Origin of the sequence: Ruegeria arenilitoris (genome assembly GCF_013035315.1) — a bacterium.
Lineage (GTDB): Bacteria > Pseudomonadota > Alphaproteobacteria > Rhodobacterales > Rhodobacteraceae > Ruegeria > Ruegeria arenilitoris_D.
This window is the reverse complement of sequence record NZ_WQHP01000003.1, coordinates 1-16,634: the sequence shown is the minus strand read 5'-3', so window position 1 is coordinate 16,634 and position 16,634 is coordinate 1. Positions and strand designations below refer to the sequence as shown.

Annotated in this window: 16 protein-coding genes; 11 read left to right on the top strand and 5 right to left on the bottom strand. The window is 59.2% G+C overall.

Features of this window, described 5'->3' with window-relative positions:
* Positions 1–9: 9 nt before the first annotated feature.
* From GOV53_RS07405 to GOV53_RS07390, 4 genes are read right to left on the bottom strand one after another with little or no spacing between them, the layout of a single operon-like run.
* Positions 10–783, bottom strand: coding sequence for a heme ABC transporter ATP-binding protein (locus tag GOV53_RS07405; protein WP_170465112.1), 774 nt, complete (start codon positions 781–783; stop codon positions 10–12).
* 3 nt (positions 784–786) lie between these two features.
* On the bottom strand, positions 787–1,863 hold the full coding sequence (locus GOV53_RS07400; RefSeq protein ID WP_254439224.1) for a FecCD family ABC transporter permease: 1,077 nt from the start codon (positions 1,861–1,863) through the stop codon (positions 787–789).
* Positions 1,860–2,729 (bottom strand): heme/hemin ABC transporter substrate-binding protein, encoded by an 870-nt coding sequence (locus GOV53_RS07395; protein ID WP_170465110.1) that lies wholly within the window; start codon positions 2,727–2,729, stop codon positions 1,860–1,862. Before GOV53_RS07395 ends, GOV53_RS07400 begins: the two co-directional genes overlap by 4 nt.
* Positions 2,729–3,784, bottom strand: coding sequence for a hemin-degrading factor (locus GOV53_RS07390; RefSeq protein WP_170465108.1), 1,056 nt, complete (start codon positions 3,782–3,784; stop codon positions 2,729–2,731). The genes GOV53_RS07395 and GOV53_RS07390 overlap by 1 nt, the downstream gene beginning before the upstream one ends.
* 234 nt (positions 3,785–4,018) lie before the next feature.
* Here GOV53_RS07390 and GOV53_RS07385 point away from each other — a divergent pair, with 234 nt between their 5' ends.
* The 6 genes from GOV53_RS07385 to GOV53_RS07360 are packed head-to-tail and all read left to right on the top strand — an operon-like array spanning position 4,019 to position 8,673.
* Positions 4,019–6,049, top strand: a complete 2,031-nt coding sequence (locus GOV53_RS07385) for a TonB-dependent receptor domain-containing protein (RefSeq protein WP_170465106.1) — start codon at positions 4,019–4,021, stop codon at positions 6,047–6,049.
* 20 nt (positions 6,050–6,069) lie between these two features.
* Entirely contained in the window at positions 6,070–6,516 is a 447-nt protein-coding gene (locus GOV53_RS07380) for a hypothetical protein (RefSeq protein ID WP_254439223.1), read from the top strand.
* Between the two features lie 4 nt (positions 6,517–6,520).
* Positions 6,521–7,183 (top strand): MotA/TolQ/ExbB proton channel family protein, encoded by a 663-nt coding sequence (locus tag GOV53_RS07375; protein ID WP_170465104.1) that lies wholly within the window; start codon positions 6,521–6,523, stop codon positions 7,181–7,183.
* Positions 7,173–7,544, top strand: coding sequence for a biopolymer transporter ExbD (locus tag GOV53_RS07370; protein ID WP_170465102.1), 372 nt, complete (start codon positions 7,173–7,175; stop codon positions 7,542–7,544). Before GOV53_RS07375 ends, GOV53_RS07370 begins: the two co-directional genes overlap by 11 nt.
* Positions 7,541–7,936, top strand: a complete 396-nt coding sequence (locus GOV53_RS07365) for an ExbD/TolR family protein (RefSeq protein WP_170465099.1) — start codon at positions 7,541–7,543, stop codon at positions 7,934–7,936. Before GOV53_RS07370 ends, GOV53_RS07365 begins: the two co-directional genes overlap by 4 nt.
* A complete protein-coding gene (locus tag GOV53_RS07360; protein WP_170465097.1) occupies positions 7,933–8,673 on the top strand; it encodes a TonB family protein in 741 nt (246 codons plus the stop codon). The genes GOV53_RS07365 and GOV53_RS07360 overlap by 4 nt, the downstream gene beginning before the upstream one ends.
* 26 nt (positions 8,674–8,699) lie before the next feature.
* Here GOV53_RS07360 and GOV53_RS07355 read toward each other — a convergent pair whose 3' ends face one another.
* Positions 8,700–9,494, bottom strand: a complete 795-nt coding sequence (locus tag GOV53_RS07355) for a FadR/GntR family transcriptional regulator (RefSeq protein ID WP_170426461.1) — start codon at positions 9,492–9,494, stop codon at positions 8,700–8,702.
* A 347-nt stretch (positions 9,495–9,841) separates the two neighbouring features.
* Between GOV53_RS07355 and GOV53_RS07350 the strand changes: the two genes are divergently transcribed.
* The 5 genes from GOV53_RS07350 (at position 9,842) to GOV53_RS07330 (ending at position 16,554) form a co-directional block, all read left to right on the top strand.
* Positions 9,842–10,891 carry a TRAP transporter substrate-binding protein gene (locus GOV53_RS07350; protein ID WP_170465095.1) on the top strand — a complete coding sequence of 350 codons (1,050 nt, stop codon included), beginning with the start codon at positions 9,842–9,844 and terminating at the stop codon, positions 10,889–10,891.
* A 115-nt stretch (positions 10,892–11,006) separates the two neighbouring features.
* Positions 11,007–13,070 carry a TRAP transporter large permease subunit gene (locus tag GOV53_RS07345; protein ID WP_170465093.1) on the top strand — a complete coding sequence of 688 codons (2,064 nt, stop codon included), beginning with the start codon at positions 11,007–11,009 and terminating at the stop codon, positions 13,068–13,070.
* A gap of 12 nt (positions 13,071–13,082) precedes the next feature.
* The gene (locus tag GOV53_RS07340) at positions 13,083–14,270 is read left to right on the top strand and encodes an alpha-hydroxy acid oxidase (RefSeq protein WP_170465091.1); all 1,188 of its coding nucleotides are present in this window, start codon (positions 13,083–13,085) and stop codon (positions 14,268–14,270) included.
* A complete protein-coding gene (gene dld / locus GOV53_RS07335; RefSeq protein WP_170465088.1) occupies positions 14,267–15,952 on the top strand; it encodes a D-lactate dehydrogenase in 1,686 nt (561 codons plus the stop codon). The genes GOV53_RS07340 and dld overlap by 4 nt, the downstream gene beginning before the upstream one ends.
* A 155-nt stretch (positions 15,953–16,107) precedes the next feature.
* Positions 16,108–16,554, top strand: coding sequence for a phasin family protein (locus tag GOV53_RS07330; protein ID WP_170426456.1), 447 nt, complete (start codon positions 16,108–16,110; stop codon positions 16,552–16,554).
* The last annotated feature ends 80 nt before the right edge of the window (positions 16,555–16,634 follow it).

The window sequence follows — 16,634 nt, the reverse complement described above, 5'->3', positions numbered from 1 at the left end:
TCCGCACGGTTATTGCATGGCCTGTGGCAGGACGAAGGGAACCTGCGACGTTGGCAAGGTGCTGATGGGCAGGTTGATGCCATAAACCTGTAGCATGGTCTGGTCGTTCAGGATGTTCGCGGGCGTGCCCGAACCCCAAACCGCGCCATCTGACATCACATAGACCTGATCGGCGAACATTGCTGTCAGGTTCAGGTCATGCATCACCACCACGACGCCGCCGCTGTTGGCAGCAAATTCTCGGGCAACGCCCAGCACGGTGAATTGGTGCGCGATGTCCAGGCTGGCCACGGGCTCATCCAGAAGCAACCACCTTGGTTGATCGTTATAGGTCGCCTCCCAGACTTGCGTCAGCACGCGGGCCAGTTGAACTCGCTGCTGCTCACCGCCTGAGAGGTTCTGATAGGATCGGTCTCCGAACCCGGCAAGGTCGACATGGGCCAGTGCCTTTGATGGCAGGCTGTCATCCCCCGCCGCCAACCCGTTCGCCAGACCCAGCCTGACGATCTCCATCACCGTAAATGGGAAGGCCACCGTTGATGCTTGCGGCAGCACGCCCCGCATTGCTGCCAATTGCCAGGGTTTCAAGTCAGAGATGTCTAAACCGTTCAGGTATACCTGCCCGGATACATGAATATCACCGGATAAGGCTTTGAGCAGGGTGGACTTTCCTGATCCATTGGGCCCGATGATCGCCGTAACCTTTCCGGGCTCGGCGTCGAAATCCACGCCATGCAGGATATCCTTTCGGCCCAGTTTGACGCGTATGTTTCTCGCCTTCATCCGTTACATCCCCATTGTTCCATGACGCCGCAGCAGGATCCACAGGAACACCGGCGCGCCGAGTATTGCGGTTACGATGCCAATCGGCAGTTCAGCGGGGGCAACGATCAAACGGCTGATCATATCGGCGCACAGCAGCAAGCTGGCCCCCAGCAGGGCCGAGTTCATGAGCAGGCGATGATGGTCCGGCCCTGTCGCCAATCGCAACAGATGCGGCACGACGATGCCGATAAAACCAATGCCGCCGGACACGGCGACCGCCGCGCCGGTCGCGGCTGCGACTGCCAGAATGGCGATGTTCTTGCTGCGCTGCACCGGGATACCCATGTGATGCGCCACCGCTTCGCCCATGGCCATTCCGTTCAGAGCACGGGCAAGGAACTGCGCCACAAACACCGAGATCAGGATGATGGGTGCGGCGGTGATCACTTTGGTCCAGGTCGCGCCGGCCAAAGAGCCCATGCCCCAAAAGGTCAGGTCACGCAGTTGTTGGTCGTCGGCCACATAGACCAGAACCCCGGATACTGCGCCTGACAAGGCCCCCAACGCGATCCCGGCCAGCAGCATGGTCGCGACAGATGTTTGCCCGCGCCGTGTGGAAACTCGGTAAAGCAACAGGACTGAGGTCCACCCTCCTAGAAAGGCCGCAACTGCAACCAGCCCGTTTCCGATCCAGGCCAGGATCACGGCAGGCAGATACGCCCCGAGGATGATGGCTGAGATCGCTCCAAGCCCCGCACCTGCACTGACGCCTACGATGCCGGGGTCGGCCAGCGGGTTGCGAAAGAGACCCTGCATGACAACGCCCGACACAGCCAGCGCAGCGCCAACCAAAACGCCCATCGTCAACCGGGGAAGGCGGATATCCCACAGGACAATCCGATCAAGGTCCGACATCTCGCGCCCGTTTACCAAATCGGCAATCGCCGCACGAACCGAGGCCTCGGACGCGCCGACGGAAATGCTGAGGATACTGGTGAGACCCAGCAGAAGGAGCAGGGCCAACGTGACCCGGCGCGCCGTCGTCCGACGATCGCGGGCGGGTAGGGTCAGCCCGTCGTGATCCATGGCAAGGGTCATGAGCCCCCCAGCCTTTGAAGCTCGGACGCCAGTTCAGCGATCGCTTCGGCGGTGCGGGGACCAAAGCCCAAAAGGTACGCGCCGGGCATTCGTATGAGCTTTTTGTTCTGACCGGCGGGGGTCAATTGGATGGCGGGCAGGGCGAACAGTTCCTCATTGGCGGTGGCGTGATTGCCTTGTCGATCCATCATCAGGATCACGTCTGGCGCGGTCGAGGCAATCGCTTCGGGCGTCATCGGTTTGAAGCCCGATACGGAACCGGCTGCGTTCACGCCACCTGCTAGGCGAATGATGCTGTCGGCTTGTGTGTCCGCTCCGCCGACCATGATGCGGTTGTCCTGCGCGGACAGGATGAACAGAACCCGAGCAGTTTCGGCCGAATCGACTGCCGCTGCATGAGCGCCGTCGATTTGCGCGCCGGTCTTCGTGGCCAATGCCTCGGCGGCGTCTTCGACCCCCAACGCCGCACCAACGGCACGGATTTTCTGGACCACTCCGTCGCGGCTGTAGTCTTCAGCGACCGTCACAAAGGGGACGCCCGCCTCTTTCAGCACGGCAACGGCTTCGGGTGGGCCTGCGCCTTCCAAGGCAAGGATGAGGTCGGGCGATAACGACAGAACGCCTTCGGGGGACAGCGCCCGCATGTATCCCACGTCCGGCAGATCAAGCACGGCCGGGGGGTAAGTCGACGTCTGATCGCGACCCACAAGTCGGTCTTGCTGGCCCAACGCGAAGACGATTTCCGTCACAGAGCTGCCGATGGCGATGATGCGTTTGGGTTTGGAGTCGTCAGAAGCGAAAGCCGACGTTCCCAAAGCCGCCGCAACCAATGCGACAACGGATGAGATTCTGCGAATTGCCTGCATCACGCGACCTCGGCTGCTTTAAGCGATTGCAGGCCAGCCACTAACTTGTCCCATGCCGGGCGATGATCCGTCTCGCCCGAACGGCGACCGAATATCTGAAAGATCAGCCCGCCTCCGGCGTCGAACGCCTCGACCGAGACCGCGGGGCCGCGTTGTGTGGGTTTGGTCACCGCCCAGACCTCGGCAATATGATCCGAGCGCAGATGCAGGTTGAAACGCGGATCGAGTACATTGAACCACGGTCCCATCTGTTTGAGCATCTGTACCGGTCCGCCGTGGATTTCGATGCACCCGCGATTGCCGACGAAGACCATGACGTCAAGCGCCTGATCGCGCACCTGCTCGAACATCTGTGAAATCACACTGGGCTCAAGTGCCCGGGCCAGCGGTTCCCCTGCGACGCGATATGCGCCCAGGCGGTTCATCTTCAGCTTGGATGTCAGGCGCAGAAATTGGTGCGTGTCCGTCATCTTGGCCCATTCGGTGCGTAGGGCGTCGGCCTTGTCCGGGTTCGCCTTGGCGGCTTCAGCAGGTTTGCGCGGCTCAACGTTTAACACCTGAGATTGATCCTTGTCTGCCAACGTTCGGACCAGCTTGGTCCAGTGGGTCAGGTCGGATCCTTCGCGCAGAAAGATCTTGTGTACCGCATCACCCGCCGCATCAAAGATCTGAAGGGACCGCTTGGTTCCGTTTTCTGTCTTTCGCTCGACCGCAAAGGTATGCACCCAGTGGCCGGGAAACATACGCAGGTCGATTTCTTCGGTCAGAACCATCGAGGCATGCGCGCCGGAATGGTAGTTGTCGTACTGCCCGACCTTTTCGATCACGCAAGAGGGGTTACGCGTCAGCGCCATGACCTCACCCAACCCGTTTAGCATCGGGAAGAGGTCATCAAGGCTGTTCGAAAGCTTTGTTGCGTCGATTCCAGTGAAGGCTGCAACAAGCTGACCTTCGGTTATTCCAAGAGACTCCGCCAGATCGCGGTCACGTTTTCCGGTGTTATCAGCATAGGCTGCGCGAATTTGATCCGGGGCCAGAAGCACCTGTTCCGTCATGGGTTTTTCCATCTTTGATTGTCATGAGTGTCATGCTGGCATGGTCACCGGTAAGCGCGGAGAGCTGCTGGCGAAGGTCGATTCAACGACCTAGAAATTATGTTGACTGTTTTAGTCAGCTTTATTAACGAGCACAAGTCGCCAAAAAATGGCGATTCCAAAAATCAAAAAGACTGACCATAGCCAGCACGGAGCAAGCATTTCCGGTCCTCTTAACGTTTCGAAGGGACAGAAATGCGTACGCGAATTCAAAAGATGGGGCTGTTGGGCACTGTGTCATGCCTCAGCATGATTGCGGCAGGCGCTTCAGCGCAGGAACAGGAAGACGGCTTTCTCGGCACGTTAGAGCTGGGGGAAAGCAAGCGGGAAATCCAGACCGACACCGCCGTACCCGTGACCAATATCGATCAGGAAGAAATCAATGACCGTCAGGCCAACACGGTGGCCGAACTGATCGACACGGTGCCGGGTGTGACGCTGGTCAACGGCTCGACCCCGCAAGGCTCGGGCATCAACATCCGCGGCTTTGGGGCCAACGGCACCTTTGGCACGGACCAGAAAGTACTGATCCTTGTCGACGGCGCGACGACAGGCGCGGAAGAGTTGTACCGGATCGGGAACCAGTTGTTCACTGACCCGCAGCTTTACAAAAGCGTTTCGGTCATCCGCGGCACCGTAGGGTCGTTCGAATACGGGTCGGGCGTTGTCGGCGGTGTTGTTCAGCTGGAAACCAAGGATGCGTCGGACTTTACCGGCGGTGAGCCGGGCTTCCGCTTCCGCCAGACGCTGGAAGGGTACTCCAACGGCAGCGGCTTTGCGTCCTCGTCGATCCTGGCGTGGCAGCCCAACCGCCAGACCGAGTTCCTGTTCAACTACACTTACCGGGATCAGGACGACCAGAAGGACGGAAACGGCGACACGATAGGCAACAGCGCGTTTACGCTGCCGTCGCTGCTGGCCAAGGGGAAATATAGGTTTGGTGACGACCTCGAACACTCGATCACCGCGTCCTACAACCAATCCACGTCGGAAGAGCGCGATGTGCCTTACGACTCGTTCGGCACTACATCGGATTCGTTTGGTAATGTGGACCGAGATATCGAAACGAAAATCGGTGTTCTGCGATATCAATACCGCCCAGCAGGCAATGACCTGATCGATCTGGACGTGAACCTCAGCTATTCGGAACAGAAGATCGACAGCTCGTACGTGCCGGGCTCGTCCAGCCTCGAGCGATCGCCGTTTTTCCCAAGTATTCGCGGACTGGCTGATGCAAGCCACAGATATGAAACGACCAAGCTGACGGTCAAAAACACCTCATATTTCCAGACCGGCATCGCCTCGCATGACCTGCGCGCGGGCGTTGAATACATCAATCGCAAACGCCTGAATGCACCCTCTGCACCCGGCGGAACGGATCGCCGCGTCGCCGTGTTCGTCGTGGATGACATTCAGGTTACGGATGGCCTGACGGTTACGCCGGCTGTTCGGTACGAAACGCAGGACATCAAAGGCGACGGCGATGCGCCTGCGCCGCGGAACACCAGCTATGACAATGACGCTCTGATGGGTGGCCTGTCCGCACGGTACGAATTCTCCAGCGGTTTTGCGGTCTTTGGCAGCGGGGCATACACGGAAAGCCTGCCGATCATCGACGATCTGGGCACGCCGGTATTCATGACCCAGCCCGAAAAGTCACGCACCTGGGAGGCGGGTTTCTCGTACAACCGCGGAGATATCTTTGCATCCGGTGACGTGGTTCGCGCCAAGGTCAACTTCTACAAGACGGATCTATGGGACATCACGTCTTATAGCTCGGGTCGCCCCTCGCGCCCGCTATCGGAAGTTGAAACCAAAGGTGTGGAAATCGAGGCGTCCTACGCCAGCGCGGCGGGATACTATGTCGATTTCAACGCGAACATCGTCAAGGGAACCGAAACCAGCTCGACCGGTGCCGAGAGCCGTTGGCGGAACGAGCCGACGGACTCGGCCCGCGTGACGGTCGGTAAGCGCTTTGGTGAAACGCTGGATGTCAGTTGGGAACTGTTTGGCGCCAAATCCGGCACCGATTCCAGCGGCGATCCGGTGGCGGGGTATGGCGTGAACACCCTGCGGGCGACGTACCTGCCGCAAGAGGGCGTGTTCCAGGGCTTCGAGGTTCGCGCAGGTGTCGAGAACATCTTTGACAAGAACTACCTGCCGAACCTTTCGACCCGCAACTCTCCGGGCCGGAACTTCAAGCTGACCTTGGCGAAAACCTTCTGAGCCACACGAAAGGACCAGTCATGCAAACCAACGTTCACAGCTCTGCACGGGTGGTCCTGCTGGCCCTGCCCCTGATTTTGGGGGCGGGGCTGGCCAGAGCCGAAGACATCAAAGCGTCTGGCGGGGTATCCATCGAACTCAGCAGCGTTCAGGACAATGGCCAGAGCTGTATGCTCAGCTTTCTGGCGGAAAATGCCTATGAAACGAACATCGACAGCGCGGTGTACGAGACGGTGCTGTTCGGTGCCGATGGGCAGGTCGCTCTGCTGACCTTGCTGGATTTTGCCTCGTTGCCAGCGGGCAAGCCGCGCGTGCGGCAGTTTCAGTTCAACGACATGGCCTGCAAGCAGATCAGCCGCATTCTGATCAACGGTGTTCAGGAATGTGCGACCCAAGCGGACATGGCGGATGCTTGTGAGGCGGGTCTGACGCTAAACAGCCGAGTGAAGATCGAAGTGATTGGGTGAAGTCATGGATGCAAGTGTTAAAAAAATAACGGAAATCCTTGAACTTGGCGGGCCGGTTGTCGCCATTTTGATCCTGACTTCGGTCGCCACATTGTCGTTGGTTCTCTACAAGCTTTGGCAGTTTCGAGCGGCTGGCGTTGGCCGCCATATCGAGCTGTCGCGGGCCATTCAGGCCTGGGACCGCAAGGACCTGGCTGAAACGCGCACCCATCTGAACAAAAGCCGCAGCTACTTGGCCCCGGTGATTGTGATGGCCCTGTCCGGTGAAGGCCGCACCCTGTCCGAGCGCGTGGATGCCGAGGCCGAGGCGCGATTTGCGAAGCTTGAACAGGGGTTCAATGTGCTGGACATGGTAGCCCAGCTTGCGCCTTTGCTGGGGTTGTTTGGCACCGTTCTGGGGATGATCGAGGCGTTTCAGACCTTACAAGGGGCAGGCAACTCGGTCGATCCTTCGCTGCTGGCCGGTGGGATTTGGGTTGCGCTTTTGACAACGGCTGCCGGGCTTGCCGTGGCGATGCCGACCTCAATGGTTCTGACGTGGTTCGAAGCCCGGATGAACCGTGAACGCAGCTTTGCCAACCGGGCGCTCAGAACTGTTTTTGCCCCGGGTCACGCGCAGGATGCCGTAGAGCCCGCCCCGGGAATGGCCCTGGCGCATGGCACTTGATCTGCGGCGAAAACGGCGCAGACGCCTGTCGATGACGTCCCTGATCGACGTTATCTTTTTGCTGCTTCTGTTCTTCATGCTGACATCGACATTCTCCAAGTTTGGCGAAATCGAGTTCGCGACCGCCGCTGCCGGAGGCGGGGAACAGGACCGGACGATCCGTTTTCTCAAGCTCGAAGCCGAGCGCATTCTGGTGGATGGTAAGCCCATGCCACTGGCCGACGTCGCGGCGCGGCTGGAGGAGGACAAGCCACAGACCGCGCTGATCAGTCTTGGTCCGAACGCGACCTCACAGAACCTGATCGACTTGCTGGCGGTTCTGAAAGGCATCAACCAATTGCGTGCGCAGGTGATCGGATGATCCAGCTAAAGCCCAAAGCAAAACAGGGCCGAGAGCCAACGATCGCCCTGATCAATGTGGTCTTTCTGATGCTAATCTTCTTCATGATCGCGGGCACGTTGGCACCACCGCTGAGCAAGTCGGTGAAGTTGGTGGAAACCAGCGAACTTGAAGGGCGCGAGCCACCGGATGCGTTGGTCATCCGTGCCGATGCGACGTTGGAGTACCGCGGTGCCGAGCTGACTGGAGTGGAGGCTTATGTCGAGCGCGCCTCGATCAACCTTCCGCTGGACGACGTGCGCCTTGTTCCAGACCGCGCCCTGCCTGCCGTCAAGTTGAAAGAGGTCAGCGATGCTCTGCGCGCGTTGGGGGCGAAAAAGGTCTATGTGGTCACAGAAAGGGGCGTGCAATGATACCCACTTCGCGCGTTGTGGCCTTGGGGGCCCTGGCCTTGGCGGCAAGCACGCATGTTCTGGCGCTGCATGATTTCTCAGCTACAGAACCGGTTCAGATCGAAGGCGGCGGCGCAGGAGAGGCCGCCGCGCTGGGCGAGGCGTTTCGGGATTATGTGACCGGGTCAACAGCCTCAGCCCCGGTTACTGTGCGCCAGCAAGCGGTGACGCCGACCCCACAGCAAGTGGCGGTGCGTCCTGTCGAGCATGCTCAGGCCGCGCCAATCAAAGCTGCCAACGCTGTTTCTCAGCCGACAACGGTTGCGCAGACTCCAAAGGCGCAGCGGCCAGAGCCAACACCAAAGCCGCAAGCTCAGATCGCGTCGCGGGCGGGCAATTCAGACAAGACCGCGCGAAAGGGCAATGCATCCGGAACCAAACAAAAGGGCGCTGCCACGGCACGAAAGACCGCTTCGGCCTCGGCCGCGCAAGGCAATGCCGAAGCCAGCAACTATGCGGGTCACGTAAAGCGCAAGATTGCGCGCGCCCGGCGCAAAACCGTCAATATTCGCGGCGCGGCGATGGTGCGTTTTCGGATCGGAGACAACGGTGCGTTGCTCAGCCTCGACATCGCACGCAGCTCGGGATCAAAACGGCTGGATCAGGTCGCGTTGGCTCAGGTCCGCGCTGCCGCACCGTTTCAGCCGCCACCGCCTTCCGCACGACGGGACTACACAATCAAGATTGTCGGGAAATAAAGCCAGCCTTCGTCAGCCCCGTGCCATCACGACTGGGATGTGGGTTTGGGATCGGACAGAAGGCGACGCTTTTCGGCCATGGCCTCACGGCGGCGTCTTTCAATGCCCAGCTTAAAGGACTCCTCGACAAAATCGATATGGTCGTGGGCGGCTTTGACAGCGCGCTCTTCGTTGCCTTCGATCACGGCCAACCCAAGTTCGCGGTGCTGCTCCATCAGCAGCTTTCCGGTTCCGTCGATGGTCTTCAGGAAATCTCGGTTGTAGAAAACGCCCTGCCGCGTGAGTTCGTAGATCGAGGCCATCATGTGAATCAGCGTCGCATTCTGGCTGGCATCTACGATTGCGGCATGCAGAGCAAAGTCGGCCTCACGTGATGCCAACTGATCCTTTTCTCGCCACGCGCGTTCATCTTCGGCCAGAATTTCGGTGATCCGTTCCTTGTCGGCGCGGGTCGCGCGGCGCGCGGCAAGCTTGGCGGCAAACCCTTCTTGTTCGCGCCGGTATTCTAGGTAATCAAAAAACGCAGGCTCATGACGTTCATAAAGGGCCAACAGGGCAGGGAGCATGGCACTGCCTGTCAAAGCAGCGACAAAGGTGCCCTCACCATGTTGAGTGGTGACCAGGCCGCGTTGTTCCAGAACGGCCAGTGCTTCGCGGAGCTTTGGGCGCGACACACGCAGGGTTTCGGCCAGGTCACGCTCGGACGGCAGCTTGCGTCCCTGTTTCAGTATCCCTGACGCAATCAGGTCTTCGATTTGGGCGACCACTGCGTCCGAGAGTGATTCGTGCCCGATTGGTTCGAAAATCGCTGTCGTGTTCATCGTGGCTGGCCCTTCGAGTTCAGGTTGCAGACATCTCTTGGTAAACAAAACTAACCTTTGAATGGTTTCCAATCAATAGTGTGGTTCAAATGCGCCTTTTTCGCGAGCGGCGCGTCAATGCGCTGAAAATAAAAGAAATGTGACAAAATAATTGCGCCGCGCTGTGCTGTCGGTGCTTTCACGATGTTAACGAGGCGCCCAATTTTCGGCCATCTGCGTTTCGTGCCAGTGGTAAACAAAGTTGTTGACTGACTCATCTGGTAAACTTTATTTACCACCAAGGCGCATGTGATTTCGCGTCACGAGATGTTCGGACGTTGTGTTCGACCGACCCTGGAGGAGAATTCATGAAAAAGACCCTGACGAGCCTTGCCGTTGCCGCCAGCCTGATGGCCGCCCCTGCCGTGGCCAAAGACAAGCTGCTGCTGAAAACGCCAATTGCGTTCTCGACTGAGTTGCCGGGCCTTGGCTCGCCGATCCCGCGCGTTGCCGAACAGCTGGACCTGATGTCCGGCGGCACGCTGAAGATGAAGGTTTATGAGCCGGGCAAACTGGTTCCGCCGTTCGAGATTCTGGATGCTGTATCCACCGGCAAGATCAACTCGGGCTACACCACCGCTGGGTATTGGGCGGGTAAAATCCCTGCTGCTCCGCTGTTCTCAGCCGTTCCGTTCGGTCCCGAGGCGGGCGAGTACATGGCTTGGCTGTATTACGGCAATGGCATGTCGCTGTACCAAGAGATGTACGATCAGGCGGGCTACAACGTCCACGTGATCCCCTGTGCCGTGATCGCCCCTGAAACCTCGGGCTGGTTCGCATCCGAGATCAACACGCCCGAAGACCTGAACGGCCTGAAAATGCGCTTCTTCGGCCTAGGCGGCAAAGTGATGCAGAAACTGGGTGTCGCAACCTCTCTGCTGCCCGGTGGTGAGATTTTCCCTGCGCTGGAAAAAGGTGCCATCGACGCGACCGAATTCTCGATGCCTGCCATCGACGCGCGTCTTGGCTTCCACAAGCTGGTCAAGTTCAACTACTTCCCCGGCTGGCACCAGCAGGCGACTGTGTTCGAACTGATGATCAACAAAGACGTATGGAACGAAACCAGCGAGCAGCACAAAGCGATCATCGAAAACGCCTGTAAGGCCTCGATGGCCGACAGCTTTGCCGAAGGCGAAGCCATTCAGCACGCGGCCCTGATCGACAACGTTGAAAACAATGGTGTCACCATCAAGCAGTGGTCGCCCGAGATGCTGGATACCTTCCGCGCAACCTGGGAAGAGGTCGCTGCTGAAGAGGCTGCCAATGATGCCTTCTTCAACAAGGTTCTGACCGACATGAACCAGTTCCGCGAAGGGTACAGCCTTTGGAAAACCAACGCGTTCCTCCCCCGTCAGTAACTGATTGACTGACGTTTCCGGGGCGTCGGACCCGTCCGCGCCCCGGATATTCTCAGGATTTGAACCTTCAGTCCCCTGACCGCGTCCGCGCCGGTCAACCGAGCGAGGATTTCCCATGGTCACGCAAAACAACCTCAATGATCCGGTCGAAGCCTATGAAGGCATCCTGGAACATCCTGACACCGACCGCCAAAAGATCGCTGTTGCCATAGACACGGGCGTAAAGGCCGTTGGGCATGTGGTGATGTGGGCCAATGTCCTTCTGATCGCCGCGATCTTCAGTCAGGTTTCGCTGCGTTATCTGTTCAGCCAGAACTATCCAAAACTGGACGAGATCCAGTGGCATTTCTACGGCCTCGTCACGATGATCGGCATTTCCTATGCCTTGATCACCGACAGCCATGTTCGCGTCGACGTTTTGCACATGCAGCTATCGCGCCGCGCGCAGCGTGTGATCGAAGTGATCGGCATCCTGACCCTGCTGACCCCGTTCATCTATCTGATGATCGATCAGGGGTATGACTATTTCTACGAAAGTTTCCGCGTCAACGAGCGTTCGGACAGCCCCACAGGCCTGCCTGCGCGCTGGGCGTTCAAAGCGGTCATTCCGATCAGCTTCATCCTGTTGGCGCTAGCTGCTCTGGCGCGCCTGATCCACGATGGGCATGCGCTGCTTTACGGACCAGCCTCGGAACGCGAAGGCGCGCCGCTGCGTCGGGTTTTGTTGGTGCTGGCTGTGTTCGCGGCTGTCTGTGTCGGCCTGACATTCCTGGTTGAGACGACCGAGGAAAAGCTGGTCATCGCGATGTTCCTGACCTTCATCGCGCTGCTTTTCACCGGCTATCCGGTGGCCTGGGTTCTGGCCGGTGTGGGTGTTGCCTATTGCGGTCTGGCTTATCTGTTCGACAACGATCTGATGCTTTGGACGGGGCTAGAGAGCACGTTCACCGGGCTCGATTACCTGACCCTCGGAGCGGTCGTGAACCGGGTCTACGCGACCATGTCTAACGCGGTTCTGGTCGCCCTTCCGATGTTCATCTTTATGGGCCTGATGCTGGACGAATCCGGTGTGGCCGAGCGTCTGATGTCCTCGATGCAGCGTCTGTTCGGCACCGTGCGCGGCGGTCTGGCGATCACGGTAACCTTGATCGGGATCATTCTGGCCGCGTCGACCGGTATCATCGGCGCCTCGGTGGTGCTGCTGGGCGTCCTGTCGCTGCCATCGATGATGCAGCAGAAATACCAACCGACGCTGGCGGCGGGTGTGGTTTCAGCCTCGGGGACGCTGGGCATTCTGATCCCGCCCTCGATCATGCTGGTGATCATGGCCGACCAGATGGCTTTGTCTGTTGGGGACCTGTTCATGGCTGCCGTCTTCCCCGGTGTCATCATCGGTGGCCTGTATCTGACCTATATCTTCATCCTCGCGCTGGTGAAACGTGACGCTGCCCCGGTGCCCGAAGGGGCCAAGGCCCCGGATTGGGCCGCCGTCAAGGATGTGCTGATCGCCGTGATCCCGACGCTGTTGCTGATCCTTGCCGTGCTGGGCTCGATCTTTGCCGGTTTGACAACGCCAACCGAAGCCTCAGGCATTGGTGCGCTGGGTGCAACGGTGCTGGCACTGGGCTACCGCAAGCTGTCGCTGACCAAGCTATGGAATGTGCTGGTATCGACCTTCAACACCACCGCCTACATCTTCGCGATCTTCCTAGGTGCGACTGTGTTCTCGTATGTTCTGCGGGAACTGGGCGGGGATGAACTGATCGAGCACGTAGTGCAGTCCACCGGGTTCGGAGCCAATGGCACCATCCTGTTCATCCTGTTCATCGTCTTCCTGCTGGGCTTCGTTCTGGACTGGATCGAGATCACGCTGATCGTCCTGCCCCTGATGCGCCCGATCGTGAACGGGTTGGGCATCGATATCCCCGGTTACGGTGTTCTGGATGAGCCCGCGCTGGTCTGGTTCGTCATTCTGGTCGCCGTCACTCTGCAAACCAGCTTTTTGACCCCGCCGGTTGGCTTTGCCTTGTTCTATCTCAAAGGCGTCTGCCCGCCAGAGATTAAACTGACGCATATCTACAAGGGCATCATCCCCTTTGTGCTGCTGCAGCTGACCGGTCTGGCGCTGGTGTTCTTGTGGCCCACACTTGCCACGTGGCTGCCATCCGTCGCGTATTAAGGAGGAAGACCCATGCGTCTGAAAGACTGCCATAACTTCCAGGACTTCCGCACCTTGGCCAAACGCCGCCTGCCGGGTCCGATCTTTAACTATATCGACGGTGGCGCGGATGATGAGGTGACGTATCGCGAAAACACTCGGGCGTTCGAGCGTTGCGATCTGCTGCCCTCGGTCCTGCGCGGGGTGAAAGACGTGGATATGTCCGTCACCGTGATGGGGCAAAAGCTGGACATGCCGATCTATTGCTCGCCCACCGCTTTGCAGCGTCTGTTCCACCATCAGGGCGAGCGGGCGGTCGCCGCGGCGGCCGAGAAATACGGCACCATGTTTGGTGTGTCGTCGCTGGGCACCGTCTCGCTTGAGGAGCTGCGGCAAAAGCACAAGAACCCGCAGGTCTATCAGTTTTACTTCCACAAGGACCGCGGGCTGAACTCGGCCATGATGCAGCGCGCCAAAGAGGCCGGGGTCGAGGTGATGATGCTCACAGTCGACAGCATCACCGGCGGAAATCGCGAGCGTGATCTGCGCACCGGGTTCTCGATCCCGTTCCGGCTGACGCTGGGCGGCATGATCCAATTCGCGATCAAACCGATGTGGGGGATCAACTATGTCACCCACGAGAAATTCCGCCTGCCGCAACTGGATGAGCATGTGGACATGAGCGGCGGCGCCAGCTCGATTGGTGGGTACTTCACCGAAATGCTGGACCCTTCGATGAATTGGGATGACGTCGCCGAAATGGTGCGCGAATGGGACGGTCAGTTCTGCCTCAAAGGTATCATGACCGTCGAAGATGCTCGCCGCGCGGCTGAGATCGGCTGCACGGGCATCATCCTGTCGAACCATGGCGGTCGCCAGCTGGACGGCTCACGCACGCCTTTCGACCAACTGGCCGAGATTGTCGATGCCGTCGGCGACCGCGTGGACGTGATGATGGACAGTGGCATCCAGCGCGGGACCCATGTGCTCAAAGCGCTTTCGCTGGGGGCCAAGGCGGTTGGGGTCGGGCGGCATTATCTGTATCCGCTGGCTGCCGCCGGTCAGCCGGGCGTCGAACGGGCGTTGGGGCTGATGCGTGCCGAGATCCAGCGCGACATGAAGCTGATGGGCGTCACGCGGGTCGACCAACTGTCGCGCGCCAATCTGCGGTTCCGCGATCCGTTGGCGGCTCCGGGCGAGGCGCATCGGAACGCGGCATGAGCAACGAGACCCTCATATCCGACTTCCGCGCCATTGTCGGGTCTCGGCATGTTCTGACCGGCGCGCGCGCGACCGAACGGTTCCGCCGCGGGTTCAGGTCGGGGGAGGGCGAGGCGCTCTGCGTCGTGCAACCCGGCACTTTGCTGGAGCAATGGAAAGTGCTGCAGGCCTGCGTCGCCGCCGACAAGATCGTCATCATGCAGGCGGCGAACACCGGCCTGACCGAAGGGTCCACCCCTTCAGGTCGCTATGACCGCGACGTTGTTCTGATCAACACCCGCCGCATGGACACCCTAGTACCGTTGAACGACGGTCACCAGGTCGTCAGTTTTCCCGGAGCCACTCTGTTCGCGCTGGAAAAACTGCTGGAGCCGATGGGGCGAGAGGCGCATTCGGTGATTGGTTCGTCGTGCATCGGGGCGTCGATCATAGGCGGCGTGTGCAACAACTCGGGCGGGTCGCTCGTGGAGCGCGGTCCGGTTTACACCGAACTGTCCGTTTATGCCCGCGTCTCTGAAGACGGCGCGCTGGAACTGGTCAACCATCTGGGCATCGATCTGGGCGAGACGCCCGAAGAAATCCTGTCCAACCTCGACGCCGGTACGTTCGAGCGTAATCCGGGTGCCACTAACAAACGCGCCTCGGCCAGCGACTACGCTCAGATCGTGCGCGACGTGGATGCTGAAACCCCGGCGCGGTTCAATGCCGACAAGGCTAAACTGTTCGAGTCTGCAGGCTCTGCCGGGAAGATGGCCGTGTTTGCGGTTCGGCTTGATACATTCGCCAAGAACGAGGCAGAGCAGGTCTTTTACATAGGCACCAACAGCCCCGATGACCTGGCCGATCTGCGCCGTCACATCCTGTCCAGTTTCTCATCTCTGCCGGTGTCCGCCGAGTATATGCAGCGCGATGTGTTCGACATCACCAAGACCTACGGTAAGGACACGGTCTGGATGATCGACAAGCTGGGCACGGACAGGTTGCCCATGTTCTTCGCGCTGAAAGGGGCGGTGGACGCCCGTTTGCGGCGTATCCCGTTCCTACGCAATTTCACCGACCGGTTCATGCAGACGGCAGTCGGACTGCTGCCGCAGGTGTTGCCCAAGCGGATGGTCGAATATCGCGATGCTTATGAGCACCACCTGATCCTGAAGATGAAGGATGACGGCATCGATGAAATCCGCGCCTGGCTTCCCGGCTTTCTCGAAGGCCGCGATGCTGGATGTTTTGAGTGCACGCCGCGCGAGGCCAAGATCGCAGGTCTGCACCGCTTTGCTGCTGCGGGGGCTGCCGTCCGCTACATGGCGATCCACGCCAATGAGGTCGAGGATATCATCGCGCTGGACGTTGCCTTGCGCCGCAATGACCGCGATTGGCTGGAAAACCTGCCGCCCGAGATCAGCGATCAACTGGTGCATAAACTCTATTACGGTCACTTCATGTGCCACGTCATGCATCAGGATTACGTGGTTCGCAAAGGGGCGGACCCCAAGGCCCTGAAGGCCGCGATGTTGAAGCTGTTCGATGAGCGAGGGGCTGAATACCCGGCCGAACATAATGTCGGACACCTCTACAAGGCCAAGCCAGATTTGGCGGCGCATTACAAATGTTGCGACCCAACAAATTCATTCAATCCCGGGATTGGTAAGATGTCCAAGGCCCGAAACTATGCTGCGGAGTGATGCTGGCGTCTCTGTAGGTAGTGATTTTAAGCGCATAGTTGGATTTTCGCTGCATTGCAGCAAAAAAAACCTTGCAATGCTGCATTGCGGCATCCATATTGTCCTTACGCTGAGGAAAGCCGGGGTGGGCCCGGTTCGGCAAAAGGATTTGTAAAATGGCAAAGACGCAAGATTTCACTGCGACCCTGAAAGACATGATGGGCGCGTTCCCCGTTGACACCACCGCTCTGGAAGGTGCCTTCAAGTCGACCGCGACGCTGAACGAAAAGCTGTCGGGTGTTGCTCTGGAAGCGGCTGAAAAGTCGGCCGAGATCTCGAACAAATGGACCAAGGACACCCTGGCCAAACTGAGCGAGATGTCGAAAGCCAAGGCTGAGCCTGCAGACTACGCCAAAGCGGCCACCGATTTCGCCAGCGCATCGGCTGAGGTTGCTGCAGAAAACATGGCCGCCTTCGCTGAGATCGCGAAAAAGGTTCAGACCGAAACCGTTGAGCTGCTGATGGCAGCTGGCAAAGACGCAGCCGAAGACGCAACCGCGGCCGTCAAGAAAGCCACCAACGACGTGACCGCAGCTGCCAAGAAAGCCGCTGCTGCCAAGTAAGTAAATGCCGCGAGGCGCACCCGTTCCTCCCATCCGGTGCAATCGCGTAGGGCAGGTCGCAAGACCTGCCCTTTCTTTTT

Coding starts and splice junctions, on each gene's coding strand:
- GOV53_RS07405 (WP_170465112.1), bottom strand. CDS start 783: ATGAAGGCGAGAAACATACGCGTCAAACTGGGCCGAAAGGATATCCTG.
- GOV53_RS07395 (WP_170465110.1), bottom strand. CDS start 2,729: ATGCAGGCAATTCGCAGAATCTCATCCGTTGTCGCATTGGTTGCGGCG.
- GOV53_RS07370 (WP_170465102.1), top strand. CDS start 7,173: ATGGCACTTGATCTGCGGCGAAAACGGCGCAGACGCCTGTCGATGACG.
- GOV53_RS07375 (WP_170465104.1), top strand. CDS start 6,521: ATGGATGCAAGTGTTAAAAAAATAACGGAAATCCTTGAACTTGGCGGG.
- GOV53_RS07400 (WP_254439224.1), bottom strand. CDS start 1,863: ATGACCCTTGCCATGGATCACGACGGGCTGACCCTACCCGCCCGCGAT.
- GOV53_RS07340 (WP_170465091.1), top strand. CDS start 13,083: ATGCGTCTGAAAGACTGCCATAACTTCCAGGACTTCCGCACCTTGGCC.
- GOV53_RS07390 (WP_170465108.1), bottom strand. CDS start 3,784: ATGACGGAACAGGTGCTTCTGGCCCCGGATCAAATTCGCGCAGCCTAT.
- dld (WP_170465088.1), top strand. CDS start 14,267: ATGAGCAACGAGACCCTCATATCCGACTTCCGCGCCATTGTCGGGTCT.
- GOV53_RS07330 (WP_170426456.1), top strand. CDS start 16,108: ATGGCAAAGACGCAAGATTTCACTGCGACCCTGAAAGACATGATGGGC.
- GOV53_RS07365 (WP_170465099.1), top strand. CDS start 7,541: ATGATCCAGCTAAAGCCCAAAGCAAAACAGGGCCGAGAGCCAACGATC.
- GOV53_RS07350 (WP_170465095.1), top strand. CDS start 9,842: ATGAAAAAGACCCTGACGAGCCTTGCCGTTGCCGCCAGCCTGATGGCC.
- GOV53_RS07345 (WP_170465093.1), top strand. CDS start 11,007: ATGGTCACGCAAAACAACCTCAATGATCCGGTCGAAGCCTATGAAGGC.
- GOV53_RS07380 (WP_254439223.1), top strand. CDS start 6,070: ATGCAAACCAACGTTCACAGCTCTGCACGGGTGGTCCTGCTGGCCCTG.
- GOV53_RS07360 (WP_170465097.1), top strand. CDS start 7,933: ATGATACCCACTTCGCGCGTTGTGGCCTTGGGGGCCCTGGCCTTGGCG.
- GOV53_RS07385 (WP_170465106.1), top strand. CDS start 4,019: ATGCGTACGCGAATTCAAAAGATGGGGCTGTTGGGCACTGTGTCATGC.
- GOV53_RS07355 (WP_170426461.1), bottom strand. CDS start 9,494: ATGAACACGACAGCGATTTTCGAACCAATCGGGCACGAATCACTCTCG.